14 protein-coding genes are annotated in these 12,916 nt (G+C 68.6%); 11 read left to right on the forward strand and 3 right to left on the reverse strand.

Features of this window, described 5'->3' with window-relative positions:
* The first annotated feature begins 170 nt into the window (after positions 1–170).
* The 6 genes from ACH438_RS12625 to ACH438_RS12650 are packed head-to-tail and all read left to right on the forward strand — an operon-like array spanning position 171 to position 5,264.
* Complete coding sequence (locus ACH438_RS12625) at positions 171–1,856, forward strand: AMP-binding protein (RefSeq protein WP_397004364.1); 1,686 nt, start codon at positions 171–173, stop codon at positions 1,854–1,856.
* Positions 1,857–1,865: 9 nt separating this feature from the next.
* Positions 1,866–2,696, forward strand: coding sequence for a ferritin-like domain-containing protein (locus ACH438_RS12630; protein WP_397004366.1), 831 nt, complete (start codon positions 1,866–1,868; stop codon positions 2,694–2,696).
* A gap of 8 nt (positions 2,697–2,704) precedes the next feature.
* Positions 2,705–3,265, forward strand: a complete 561-nt coding sequence (locus tag ACH438_RS12635) for a PaaI family thioesterase (protein ID WP_397004368.1) — start codon at positions 2,705–2,707, stop codon at positions 3,263–3,265.
* The gene (locus ACH438_RS12640) at positions 3,262–3,510 is read left to right on the forward strand and encodes an acyl carrier protein (RefSeq protein ID WP_397004370.1); all 249 of its coding nucleotides are present in this window, start codon (positions 3,262–3,264) and stop codon (positions 3,508–3,510) included. The genes ACH438_RS12635 and ACH438_RS12640 overlap by 4 nt, the downstream gene beginning before the upstream one ends.
* Entirely contained in the window at positions 3,507–4,388 is an 882-nt protein-coding gene (locus ACH438_RS12645; protein WP_397004372.1) for an SAM-dependent methyltransferase, read from the forward strand. The genes ACH438_RS12640 and ACH438_RS12645 overlap by 4 nt, the downstream gene beginning before the upstream one ends.
* A 15-nt stretch (positions 4,389–4,403) precedes the next feature.
* A complete protein-coding gene (locus tag ACH438_RS12650; protein WP_397004374.1) occupies positions 4,404–5,264 on the forward strand; it encodes an acyl-ACP desaturase in 861 nt (286 codons plus the stop codon).
* A 64-nt stretch (positions 5,265–5,328) separates the two neighbouring features.
* Here the strand turns inward: ACH438_RS12650 and ACH438_RS12655 are convergent, their stop codons facing one another.
* The gene (locus tag ACH438_RS12655; protein ID WP_397004376.1) at positions 5,329–5,796 is read right to left on the reverse strand and encodes a PaaI family thioesterase; all 468 of its coding nucleotides are present in this window, start codon (positions 5,794–5,796) and stop codon (positions 5,329–5,331) included.
* 152 nt (positions 5,797–5,948) lie between these two features.
* On the opposite strand from ACH438_RS12655, the gene ACH438_RS12660 reads away from it, so the two are divergent.
* Positions 5,949–7,193 (forward strand): cytochrome P450, encoded by a 1,245-nt coding sequence (locus tag ACH438_RS12660; RefSeq protein WP_397004378.1) that lies wholly within the window; start codon positions 5,949–5,951, stop codon positions 7,191–7,193.
* A gap of 81 nt (positions 7,194–7,274) precedes the next feature.
* On the opposite strand, the gene ACH438_RS12665 is transcribed toward ACH438_RS12660, so the two are convergent.
* Complete coding sequence (locus tag ACH438_RS12665; RefSeq protein ID WP_397004380.1) at positions 7,275–7,967, reverse strand: hypothetical protein; 693 nt, start codon at positions 7,965–7,967, stop codon at positions 7,275–7,277.
* A 79-nt stretch (positions 7,968–8,046) separates the two neighbouring features.
* Complete coding sequence (locus tag ACH438_RS12670) at positions 8,047–8,973, reverse strand: PDR/VanB family oxidoreductase (RefSeq protein WP_397004382.1); 927 nt, start codon at positions 8,971–8,973, stop codon at positions 8,047–8,049.
* 164 nt (positions 8,974–9,137) lie between these two features.
* Here ACH438_RS12670 and ACH438_RS12675 point away from each other — a divergent pair, with 164 nt between their 5' ends.
* Genes ACH438_RS12675 through ACH438_RS12690 form a run of 4 tightly spaced genes read left to right on the forward strand, consistent with a single transcriptional unit; the run spans position 9,138 to position 12,904 of the window.
* A complete protein-coding gene (locus ACH438_RS12675; protein WP_397004384.1) occupies positions 9,138–10,298 on the forward strand; it encodes an acyl-CoA dehydrogenase family protein in 1,161 nt (386 codons plus the stop codon).
* A gap of 48 nt (positions 10,299–10,346) precedes the next feature.
* Complete coding sequence (locus tag ACH438_RS12680) at positions 10,347–10,874, forward strand: YiiD C-terminal domain-containing protein (protein WP_397004386.1); 528 nt, start codon at positions 10,347–10,349, stop codon at positions 10,872–10,874.
* The gene (locus ACH438_RS12685) at positions 10,871–11,764 is read left to right on the forward strand and encodes an alpha/beta fold hydrolase (protein ID WP_397004388.1); all 894 of its coding nucleotides are present in this window, start codon (positions 10,871–10,873) and stop codon (positions 11,762–11,764) included. Before ACH438_RS12680 ends, ACH438_RS12685 begins: the two co-directional genes overlap by 4 nt.
* Before the next feature lie 9 nt (positions 11,765–11,773).
* Positions 11,774–12,904 (forward strand): ABC transporter ATP-binding protein, encoded by a 1,131-nt coding sequence (locus ACH438_RS12690; RefSeq protein WP_397004390.1) that lies wholly within the window; start codon positions 11,774–11,776, stop codon positions 12,902–12,904.
* Positions 12,905–12,916 lie beyond the last annotated feature (12 nt).

Consider the following 12,916-nt stretch of genomic DNA (forward strand, 5'->3'; position numbering starts at 1 on the left):
ATCGTGGCGCGCTTCCGATACCGCGGCGGCGCTCGATCGCGGGAAGCTATCGGCCGATCGCAGTATCCCTTTATCGACCACCGTAATTGGTTGATCGAGGCTGTTTATCGGCGTCCGAGATTAACAGCGAATTCAGCGCCCGGACATACTCCACTGTTGTTGTGGCCGGTATGAATTCCTCGAATTCGGAAGGCACCCTGCCGGATCGGCTCGCCGAAATCGCGGCCGCACATCCCCGGGTGTCCACGACATTCTGGTCGACCGCCGAAAGCATGGAATACGCCGAATTGCACCGCACGGCACAGGCTGCCGCCGCGGCGCTGGTGCGGCGCGGAGTGCGCCGCGGCGAACCGGTGGGGATCCTGTGTCCCAATACGCCGGAATTCCTGGTGAGTTTCTTCGGGATCGCCGCCGCCGGAGGCGCGGCCACTCCCCTGCCGCTGCCGGCGGGCGCGCGCCGGGCGGGCGGATATCCGCAGCAGCTGGCGGCCATCACCGCGGCGGCGGGCATGCGCACCGTTCTGGTATCGCCGCGCTTCGCCGAGCTGGTCCCGCTGCTGCACGGCGTCGTGGACGTCGAATTCGTCGATACGACACCCTTTTCCGAGGCCACCGAGTATGCGGACGCCGTGACCGAGCTGCCCGCCGTGCATCCCGATGATCTCGCGGTCGTCCAGTTCACCTCCGGCAGTACGGCGCTCCCCAAGGGCGTGCGCCTGACGCATCGCAATGTGCTGGCCGGTCTGGCCGCCATCCGGCGCGGCATCGACCTGAATCTCGGTGATCAGGGCGGCTTCTGGCTGCCGCTGTTCCACGATATGGGCCTGTTCGGCACGCTCTCGGCGATCCTGCGCGGCACCCCCTCGCACATCTGGTCACCGCTGGCTTTCGTCAAGGATCCGGCGCGCTGGCTGCGCGAATTCGCCGCCAGCGGAACCACTATCACCGCCATGCCGAACTTCGGGTACGAGGCGCTGCTGGCGGCGGTGCCGCCGGAGCAGGTGGCCGAATACGATCTGCGGCACTGGCGGATCGCCTTCAACGGGGCCGAGCCCATCTCCCGCGATGTGGTGACGCGCTTCATCGAGCGATTCCGGCCCGCGGGTTTCGCGCCGAGCACCATGTTCGGCGTGTACGGCATGGCCGAAGCCACACTGGCGGTGGCCTTTCCGCCGCTGGGCCGCGAGCCGCTGTTCGAATGGGTCGATCGCGCACGACTGGCCGACGACGGGATCGCGGAACGGGTTTCGCGCACGGCCGCCGGCGCGCGGGCGGTGGCCGGGGTCGGCGCGGCCGTCGAGGGCCTGCAGTTGCGTATCGTCGCGCTCGACGACGGGGTCTCCCCCGCGGCCGGTGGGGTCGAGCTGCCCGAAGGCCACGTCGGCGAGATCCTCATCCGGGGCGCCTCGGTCACCGGCGCCTACCTCACCGCCGAAAACAATTCGGCGGCAGACCGTTTCGTCGACGGCTGGCTGCGTACCGGCGATCTGGGCTATGTGCGCGGCGCCGAGCTGTTCGTGACCGGCCGCTGCAAGGACATGATCACGGTGCGCGGTGTGAACCACTATGCCCAGGACGTCGAGGCGGCGGTGCGCGATCTCGACGGCATCTACAAGGGCCGCTGCACCGCGGCCATCGATCCCGAGGGCGCGGATGTCATCGTGCTCATCGCCGAATCCGAGCGGGTCGGCGAGGCCGCCGCGGCGCTCACCCGGCTGATCGAGGACCGCATTGCCGCGGAGCTCGGGCTGGCCGCCGTCGAGGTGTATCTGGTGGCGCCGCGCACCATTCCGCGCACCAGCAGCGGCAAGCTGCAGCGACTCGCGGCCTGCGACCTCATCACGCCGCGGCGATGACGCCCGGCGGTGCTGCCCTTTCGTTTCGTCCTTCTCGACCTGGAGGTCCCCGTGCACAGTTATGACGTCTTCCGCCACTACGAGCGCCTGCATTGGAACCTGAGCGATCTGGAATTCGACACCGTCGACCCGGACCTGGTGCGGCCGGAGTACGTGACCCTGGCCAAGAGCGCCGCCATGGGTGAGTCCAATGTCATCGCGGCCGTGCACGGATTCCTCGAGGAGTTCGTGGACGACTACGACTTCTCCACCTTCGCGGTGGTGTGGGGCTATCAGGAAGTGCAGCACCACTACGCGTTCCGCTCCTGGCTGCGCGCCGTCGGCGAGGATGTGCAGGAGCAGGCGGTGGATGCCATGCGCGAGCCGTATGCCCCGGGCACCACGCCGTCGGCGACGCTGGCCACCAATATCATCTCCGAGCTCACCGTGAACCACGTCTACCGCGCGGTGTCGACCTGGGTGCAGGAGCCGGTGCTGAAGTCCCTGCTGCTCAATGCGAGCCGCGATGAGGCCGGGCATGCGCGCGAGTTCATCCACTACGCCACCGAGCGGCTGCAGCGCCGCCCGGAGGAGCTGCCGTCGGTGCTGGAGACGCTGTACGTGTACAGCTCCGAGGCCAAGATCAAGCATCCGGTGAGCACCTTCAAGTCCGGGATCGCGGAGATGGGCGATCACGAGACCATCGACACCGGTTTCGATCTGTTCCTCGAGCAGGTGGCGGCCGACGGCGAGCTGGAGGTGCTGCACGACAAGGTGCGTCGCACCTTCGCGAACATGACCGGCCTGAATCTGTCCAGCAATGCCAAGGTCCGGCGCGCGCTGGCCGAGGCCATCGCGTAGCGCCGGCCGTGACCACCTTCGCACCCGATCCGGCCGCCGTGCGCGTGCCGTGGTCGGTCATCCCCGACTATCACTGCTTCGGCTGTTCCCCGCACAATCGGTCCGGGCTGCAGTTGACCTTCACCCCGCACGCGGATGGTCTGCAGGCGCGTTTCCGGCTGGGCCGGTCCTTCGAGTCCTATCCGGGGATCGTGCACGGCGGGCTCACCGGCGTCATCTGTGACGAGGTGATGGGCAATCTCATCGTGCTGGCCCGGCACGTGCCCGCGTTCACCGTCTCGCAGCGCACCCGGTTCCTGACCCCGCTGCTGATCGATCGCGAATACCGCTGCGTGGCAACGCTGTCCGCGGGCGGCGGGGAACTCATCCAGGCCACCGCCGAGATCCTGGACGGCGACGACGCCGTCTGCGCCGCCTCGGCCGCCACCTACCGTCCGTTCGCGCTCGACGATGTGCGCGATCAGCTGGCCCTGGACGACGACGAGGTCGCCCTGCTGTCCGAGGCGCTGCGCACCGGACCGGCCCCCACCCCCGCAAACGCTGTGCCCCCGAACGGAGTTCACCCATGACCGACGACATCCTGCGCACCGTCACCGAAATCGCCGCCGCGGAGACCGGGCTGCCCGAATCGGTCCTGCTGCCCGACGCCGATCTGCGCGGCATGGCCGGCGTGGATTCGGTGCGCGTGCTGCGCATGATCGCCCGCATCGAGCGCACCTACGACATCGAGCTCGAGGACGAGGACGTGTTCGGCACCGCCACCCTGGCCGAGGTCGCCACCGTGGTGGACAAGACCCTGCGGGCCGCGGCATGACATCCACCTCGATCGACGGCACCTCCGTCGCCGCGGAGACCGATCCGGCCGTCACCGCCGATACCAATCAGCACTACGATCTCGATCCCGAGATCTTCGGGCAGTTTCTGGACCCGCTGCGCAAGTACAGCTCCGCGCTCTACGAAACCGGCAGTGACAGCCTGGAACTCGCGCAGCGCAACAAGCTGCGCTTCGTGGCGCGGCGGCTGGGCATCAACGGCGGCGAGCAGCTGCTCGATATCGGCTGCGGCTGGGGTTCGCTGATCCTGTTCATGGCACAGGAGTACGGCTGCGACACCCTCGGCATCAGTCCCGCACCGCGCCAGCACGAGTACATCGCCGCACAGGCCGCCGCGCGCGGTGTCGCGAACCAGGTGCAGACGCGCGTAGGCCATTTCGAGCGCATGGACCTGCCCGCGGGCAGCCGCGACGCGGTCACCATGCTCGGCTCCATCGTGCACATGCCCGATCTCGACACGGTGTTCCGCCGGGCCCGCGCGGTGCTGCGCCGCGGCGGCAGCCTCTACGTCTCGGAGAGCTGCTTCCGGAACGCGGCCGCGCGCCGGGCCTTCGACGAGCGCGCGGGCACCGAGTTCGTGCGCTCGGACATCTTCGGCTGGGGTGATCTGCGCCCGCTCTCGGACCTGGTCACCGCGGCCGAGGACGCCGGGTTCTCGATCAACTCGGTGGACGATCTCACCGACAACTACCGCCGCACCATCGAGGACTGGATCACCAATGTCGACGCGGCGGCCGCGGAGATCGACGAGCACGAACCGGGCCTGGCCGCCAAACTGCGGCACTACCTGGAGGTGGCCAATGCCGGATGGGGTTACACCACCAAGCATTACGCACTGGTCTGCCGCAAGGCGCGGTAGCGGACGGGAGCAGTCATGACCACGGAGTCATTCACGAACACCGCCGCCGGTCTGCTGCCGGTGGACGAGCTGGTGGCGGCCGTGGACGGTTTTCTCGCCGCCTCCCCGGCCGCCCGGGGCTGGGACGTCGAGACGGCGTTCGACTGGTCGGCCGCCGACGCGGGCCGGCTCACCGAGGGGCAGCGCTCGGCGGTGCAGTTCGTGACCTTCATCGAGGACCACCTGCCCGGGTATTTCGAGGTCTACCACCGGAGTTTCCCGGTGGACGACAGCGTCGAACTGCCGGTGTTCATCCACAATCGGGAGCTCTACCACTTCACCGTGCGCTGGGCGCTCGAAGAGGACACCCACGCGCGGGCGCTCGCGCAGTATCAGGTGGCGTCCGGTATCGCCGAGCGCGGCACGCTGCGCAGCGAGCTGGGCGTGGAGGGGCACAAGCCTTTCGACCTGCCCTATGACCATCCGGTGCAGTTCTTCGCCTACGCCCTGGTGCAGGAGAAGGCCACCCAGATGTACTACCACCAATTGCGGGACGTGGTGGACGATCCGGTGCTCGGCGCGGTGCTCTCGCGCCTGGCGCGGGACGAGGCCAGGCATTTCAGCTTCATGGCCGATGTGATGAGCCGGTATCTGCGCACCCAGGGCGATACCGTGGTGGAGCCGATCCGGGATGTCATCGCGGGATTCCGTATGCCGCTGGCGGATACGCTGCGCGGTTACTGGCGGTGGGCGCTGCGCATCGCCGATGTCGCGGACTACGACCACACCGCGGCCTACGAGCACCTGATCAAGGTGATCGATCGCGCGGTGGACGCGCGCACCGATCGCGTCGACGAGCTGGTGGATTTCATCGGGCAGTGCCGTTCCCTGAACTGAGCGGCGGCACACGAGGAAGGCCCTGTCCCCGGATCATCCGGGGACAGGGCCTTTTTCGCGCGAGCTACTGGCCGGGGCCCAGTACCAGGATCGTGGTGGAGCCGTGCGCGATGAGCTTGCCGTTCGCATCGGTGATGCGACCTTCGGCGGTGGCGGTGCGGCGGCCGACGTGCACGGCCGTGGCCTCGCAGGTGAGCCGGCTGCCGTCCATGGTCACCGACCGGATGAAGTTCACCTTCAGTTCCAGGGTCGTATAGGCCGTGCCGTCACCGAGTTTGGTGAACACCGCGCTGCCCATGGCCGTGTCCATCAGGGTGGCGATGACGCCGCCGTGCACGGTGAACATGGCATTGATGGTCGCCGGGTTCGGGTCCAGGTAGTAGCGGGTGTACCCGTCGCCGGCGCTGTCGAGCCGGATGCCCAGCGACGCGCCGACACCGAGCTTCTCCTGCAGGCCCCGCTCGAATACCTCGGTCAGTTCGCTGACGCGGGCCGCGACCGTAGCGTTGGGGTGGGTATCGGTGCTGGTCATGGTTTTCCTTCCGGGACTGGGATGTCCTCGCATTCGAACAGCCGGTGGTGAATTCCGTATGGCCACACGGCATTCCATTCCGATCTCCGATCGGCTGATCGAGATTCGGCCGGTACTGGCGCGTTCCGGGTGGCAATCGGTACCGTCGCGTAATGGCGGATATCGCAGCACCGGACCGGGCCGAGACCACCGAGGACATCGAGACGATCGGCGCGGAGTTCTTCGCCGATCCGCATGCGCAGTACCGGCGCTGGCGTGAACAGGGGCCGGCGCTGCGGGTGATGTTCCCCGACAAGGTGATCCGCTGGGTGATCGTGGGCCATGCCGAGGCGCGTGCCGTGCTGGCGGATCCGCGCGTGCACAAGGACGCCACCCTGGTCGATCGGATGATCACCGCGAAACGGCAAGTGCCGCCCTCGGATCCGCGGGCGCTGGCCTTGCTCACCCATATGCTCAATACCGATCCGCCCGATCACACCCGGTTGCGCAAGCTGGTGAGCAAGGCGTTCACCACGCGCCGCATCGCCGCGCTGCGGCCGCGGATCGAGGACATCACCGCCGGCCTGCTGGACGCGATCGCCACCCGTGACGAGGTGGACCTGCTGCACGAATTCGCGGTGCCGTTGCCGATTACGGTGATCTGCGAACTGCTCGGCGTGCCGGTCTCGGATCGCGATGCCTTCCAGGAGTGGACCAAGGCGCTGGTCGGCGTCGTCGGCCTGGAGGAGGAACGCGCCCGCGCCACGGCAGCCATGACCGCGTTCCTGAGCGGGCTGATCCGCGCCAAACGTGCAGAGCCGGGCGAGGATCTGCTCTCCGGGCTCATCGAGCCCGCCAACGACGGCGACGCCCTCTCCGAGCCCGAACTCGTCGCCATGGCCTTCCTGCTGCTGGTGGCCGGCCACGAGACCACGGTGAACCTCATCGGCAACGGCACCCTCGCCCTGCTGCAGGACCCAGCGCGGTTGCGGGCCCTGCGCGCGGACCCCGACCTGGTTCCCGCCGCCGTCGAGGAATTCCTGCGCTACGACGGCCCCGTGAATATGGCCACAATTCGCTACACGGTCGAGCCGATCACCGTGGGCGACTGCGAGATTCCGCCGGGCGAACTGGTCTACATCGCGCTATCCGCCGCCAATCGCGATCCAGAGCGATACCCCGCCCCCGACGAGCTCGAGATCGAGCGCGACACCACTGCGCACCTCGCCTTCGGCCACGGCATCCACTTCTGCCTCGGCGCGCCCCTGGCCCGGATGGAAGCGCAGATCGCGTTCACCGCTCTCCTGCAACGCTTTCCGCACCTGCGCCCGTCTCCCGCCGCGAACCCGGTCTGGCAGACCAGCACCCTCATTCGCGGCATGCTGGAATTGCCGGTGCGACTGAATGATCCGGCATGATCACCGAACGCGAAGACCCCGCCCGGGTCAGGTACCGGGCGGGGTCGGTGTCCCCCAGCGAACTTCGCCGGGTCTCACCACCTACTTTGCGGGCGTGAACGGCGCGTTGATGGTGGTGAAGTACTGCGCGGCGCCCAGGATGGCAACCGGCGCGGTGATGAACAGCTGACCGAGCAGCGTACCGAGGAAGCCGGCAGCCGCCATACCGGCGATGCAGCCCGCGACGCCGGCCGGCAGCGCACCGAACATGGCGGTGAGCGCACCGGTCAGGAGCGCGCCGGCTGCGCCACCGAGGACACAGCCGACGGCCGCGCCGGCGATACCGCCGACCGCCGTGCCGATGGTGGCGCCGACGGAAATGGTGGTGGCAAGTCGGCTCCAGGCCGCCTGTTCACGGTCATAGGGGGTCTTCCACGGCGCCGTGTCCTGATAGGGCAGGTCAACCGGCTGATAGACCGCGTGCGCAGCGTCGAACTGCGGGGTCAGGGTGACGGTATGATCGGAGATGTCGGCCGCGATCGGGAAGACGAAATCGTCCACCCGGAAGTTCAGCGGAGTGCCTGCCAGCACGGTGCCGTTCGCGGCCTTGATCTTGAAGACACCGTCTTCCACGGTCAGTGAGCCACCGTCGGTCTTGATGATGGTCGAGGTGTCGGTGGTGGTCGCCGTATAGTTGATGGCCTCGGCGGTGTCCGCGTGTGCCGTGCCGACGATCCCGGCGCCTACTCCCATGGTGGCGACGAGCAGCGCGGACGCCGCAGCAATTTTCCTCATCCTGGTTCTCTCTGCATATCTTTCGTTGAATTGCTTCTTCTTGCCACCCGCGGTGTCAGGTCCGCGGGTTCGTCTCGTGTCACAGATCGAGCACGAGAAGTTCGGAGGTCGCCCGCGAGACGCAGGGCATCAGAGTGTTGCCGTGGGCGCGTTCGGCTGCGGTGAGTACCGAATCCCGGTGGTGCACTTCACCTTCCAGGAAGGTGGTCTCACAGCTGCCGCAGGTGCCCTCCCGGCAGGAGGTGACGACCGCGACGCCCGCGCCTTCGAGGACGTCGACGATCGTCCGTCCGGCCGCCACCCGCAGCGTGCGCCCGGTGCTGGCGAGCCGGAGGTCGAAGCCACGATCGACGGCATTGTCGATCCGGCGCGGCACGAAACGTTCCGTGTGTACTGCCAATCCGCGGCGCGCGCCCTCCAACTCCACTGCGTTCAGCAGCGGTTCGGGGCCGCAGCAGTACACGGTGGCGGCGGTCGCGTCCAGGATCTCGGCCAGCGGCAGCAGGCCGGATTCGTTCTGCGGCACCAGATTCACCTGTGTATACCGGGCGAGTTCGCCGGTGAAGGCCAGGTGCGCGCGGGTCCGCGCACCGTAGTGCAGGCTCCAGCGCGCCCCGGCACGCTCGGCGGCGGCCAGCATGGGCAGGATCGGCGTGATGCCGATACCTCCGGCGACGAAGACATACTCGGCGCTAGGCTGCAGCTCGAAGTTGTTGCGCGGGGCCGAGACCCGCAGTTCGGTCCCGGTCTGCGCGGTGCGGTGCAGGTGGTCGGAGCCGCCACGGCCCGCCGGCTCGTGCAGGATGGCGATGCGCCAGGTACGCGTATCGGCCGGGTCGCCGCACAATGAGTATTGCCGCACCCCGGCGGGGCCGACGGCCACGTCGATGTGGGCGCCCGGCGACCAGTGCGGCAGCGGCGCATCGCCGACGGCGGACAGTTCGAGGGCGAACACGCCCTCGGCCACATCCCGTCGATTGCTCACCCGGACCGTCAGCTCGGTCATCGCATCCCCTCGATGGTGGGCGGCGCCGGACGACCCGACACCGATGCCACAAACCCTCGCCGAGTCCCGGCGCCGATCGCGCGGGGGTAGCGGGAGTCGATTCGACCGATCGACATTGACTATCGAGGGACGCGGGTGCGCGGTGACGGACCGAGACTGGCCCCATGAGCGCTGTGGCGGAGCTGGTCGAACAGACCAGGCAGTTCGTGATCGACCACGTGATACCGGTGGAACGCGAGGTGGTGGCCGGGGGCCGGGTCACCGATGACGCCTTGCGGCTGGACCTGCAGAAGAAGGCCAAGGACGCCGGCGTCTTCGGCCCGCTGTCCGAACCACAGTACGGCGGACTCGGCCTCGACACCCGCGGCCAGGCCGAGGTGCTGGAGGCGGCGGGCGCGAGCCTGCTGGGACCGCTCGCGGTCAATGCCTGGGCCCCCGACGACGGCAATATCCACCTGCTCGCCGAGGTCGCGAATGCCGAACAGCGGGAACGCTATCTGGCCCCGCTGGCCTCCGGCGAGGTGCGCTCGGCCATCGCGCTGACCGAGCCCGCGCCCGGCGCCGGCTCGGATCCGCGCATGCTGCGCACCATGGCCCAGGAGACCGACAACGGCTGGATCATCAACGGCGCCAAGCATTTCATCACCGGCGCGAACGGCGCCGCCTTCACCATCTGCGTGGCCATGACCACCGACGGGCCCACCATGTTCCTGGTCGACCAGGACAATCCGGGCCTGCAGGTCGGCCGCCGCATGCCGACCCTCGACCACACCAGCGCACCCGGCGGGCACTGCGAGATGCAGTTCACCGACTGCGAGGTGCCCGACTCGGCCGTACTCGGTGAGGTCGGCCGCGGGCTGGAACTAGCGCAGGTCCGGCTGGCTCCTTCCCGCCTGGTGTTCTGCATGAACTGGCTGGGCCTGGCCATCCGCGGCCACCAGCTCACCCTCGAGCACATCACCGGCCGTTCCTCCTTCGGCTCCCCCATCGCCGAACACGGTCTGGCACAGGGCCTGGTCGCCGACAACGAGATCGATATCGCCGCCGCCCGCAGCCTGGTGCGCAGCGTGGCCGCGACCATCGACACCTACGGCGCGACCTCGCCGCAGGCCCGCCACGAGACCTCCATCGCCAAGACCTTCGTCTCCGAGGCGGTCTGGCGGGTGCTCGACCGCGCGGTGCAGCTGCACGGCGGACTGGGCGTCTGCGAGGACCACCTGGTGGCCCGATTCCTGGTGGAGGCCAGGGCATTCCGCATCTACGAAGGTCCGTCCGAGGTACTGCGCTGGTCCATTGCCCGGCGCGTGCTGCGCGGACCGCGCTGACGATCTCCAGAGCACGACCCCGCAGACAACACTGAAGGGAACCTGACGATGGACACGAGAACCCTCTCCGGATTCGCCGCCGCCTATCCGGATTTGGACCCCACCGCCGTGGATTACGAATATCTCCGGTCGGTGTCGCAAGAGATCGTGCCGTTCGGCCGGCACGTCGGCACGATCGTCACCGAGATCACCTCCGATCACGCGATCGTCGAGATCCCGGCACTGGACGAGGTGCGCAATCACATGGGCACGGTGCACGCCGGCGCGCTGTTCACCGCCGCCGACATCGCCGGTGCGGCCGCTTTCGTCGGCGCCGTCGCCACCCGCCTGCACACCGTCGAGCGCCTGGTGCTGCGCGGCGGCAGCGACTCCTATCGCAAACCGGCACAGGGCCGTATCCGCGCCGTCGCCTCGGTCGATCTGCGCGAGCTGTTCGTCATTCTGGCGGCGACCGAGTCCGGGCGCTACGAGCTGGCGGCCAAGGCGGTACTGCTGGACGACAACGAGGCCACGGTCGCCAAGTTCACCTTCGACTACGTGTGCGATCTGAACATCACGGAAGCCGAGTCGAAGTGACCACCGCGACCCCCGACTCCCGCGCGGAATTCGGCGCGCTCGAGTCCACCGAGGTCTCGACCGCCGACGGTGTGACCTTCACCGTGCGGTTCCTGCCCGCCGCGGAATCCACCGCGCCCGTCGTGCTCATCCTGCCGGCCATGGCGATGAAGGCGCGCAACTACTTCGCGCTCGCCAAATCACTGCACGCGCAGGGGCTTTCGGTGGCGACCGTGGATCTGCGCGCGCACGGCGAGGCCAAGCCCGCGCTCGGCGAGCACACCGATTTCGGCTACCGGGAGATGATCGAGACCGATCTGCCCGCCATCGTCGACGCGGTCGAGAAGCGCTTTCCGACCGCCCCCGTGCACCTGTTCGGCCACAGCCTGGGCGGGCAGATCGCGCTGCTGTTCGCGGCGGCCGAACCGGGCCGGGTCGCGGGCGTGACCATCATCGGCACCGGCACGGTGTTCTGGTGGGCGTTCGGCCCGCGCCGCTGGTGGGAGGCGCTGAGTCAGATCCAGTGGATCGGCCTGGTCGCCCGCGTGAAGGGCCAATGGCCCGGCGGCGTACTGATTCCCGCGCCCATGCCCGGCGGCGTCATGCGTGACTGGTCGGTGCACTCGCTCACCAGCTATTACCGGCCGCGCGGGACCGGGCGCAAGTACAACTCGCTGGTGTCCGCCATGAAGCTGCCGGTGCTGGTCATCTCGCTGTCCGAGGATGTGCTGGGCCCGAAATCCAATGTGGATTTCCTGGTTTCGCGCATGCCCGCCGCGCAGGTGGCCCGGTGGCATATCGACGAGCGCTCGGCGGTGAGCCACCGTGACCATTTCCAGTGGGTCAAGGACGCACCCGAAATCGCCGCGGGTGTCCGCGGCTGGATCAGCACCGGCGACGCGCCGGCCTGAAGGAGAGACGTGGCCCGGCTGCAGATCGATGCGGTGTCGAAACGATTCGGCGCCGATTACGCGGTGCGCGAGGTGAGCCTCGACATCGCCGACGGTGAATTCCTGGTGTTGCTCGGTCCCAGCGGCTGCGGCAAATCCACGCTGCTGCGCATGATCGCGGGGCTGGAGACGCCGTCCTCCGGCCGCATTCTGGTCGACGGGACCGATGTCACCGATGAGGCCCCGCAGCGCCGGGATCTGGCCATGGTGTTCCAGAGCTATGCGCTGTACCCGCATCTGACCGTCGCGAAGAACATCGGGTTCCCGTTGCGGGCGCGCCGGCAACCGCGGGCGCGGATCGCGGCGCGGGTCAGTGAGGTGGCGGCGACGCTGGAGCTGTCCGCGCTGCTGCAGCGCCGCCCGGCGGCGCTGTCCGGCGGGCAGCGGCAGCGAGTCGCGCTGGCGCGGGCCATGGTTCGCGATCCGGGCGCCTTCCTCATGGACGAGCCGCTGTCCAATCTGGATGCCAAGCTGCGCAGCGCGACGCGCGCCGAGCTCATCGCCCTGCATCAGCGGCTGGGCGCGACCTTCCTGTACGTGACCCACGATCAGGTGGAGGCCATGACCATGGCCACCCGCATCGCGCTGCTCGACGCGGGCCGGATCGAGCAGGTCGGCACGCCCGAAGAGCTCTACGACCGCCCGCGCACCGCCTTCGTCGCCGGGTTCCTGGGCTCGCCGCCGATGAATCTGTTTCCGGCAGAGGTCATCTGGCGCGACGGTTCGCTGCGGGTGCAGGCCGACGGCATCGATGCCGCGCTGGCCATCACCGCCGAATCCGGCGCCGGGACAAGCGTTCTCGCCGGAATCCGGCCCGAGCGCCTGCGCATCGACGCCACCGCCACCGCCGTGCGGGGTCGCGTGACCATGGTCGAGAACCTCGGCAGCGAGGAACTCGTGCATGTCACCGCGGGCTCGGTGCGGCTGTGCGTGCGCGCCGCCCGGCCGGCGGGGGTGCAGGTCGGTGAGGACATCGGACTGCGCCTGGACCCCGGCGATATCCACCTGTTCGACCAGGACTCCGGGCTGCGCCTGACCTGGCAGGAACCGCAGGACGACACCGCCGGGGAGGAGGCGGCGGCGGTATCCGACGTCGCCTGACCGCCCGGCGTC

Source organism: Nocardia sp. NPDC020380 (genome assembly GCF_044386975.1).
Taxonomy (GTDB): domain Bacteria; phylum Actinomycetota; class Actinomycetes; order Mycobacteriales; family Mycobacteriaceae; genus Nocardia.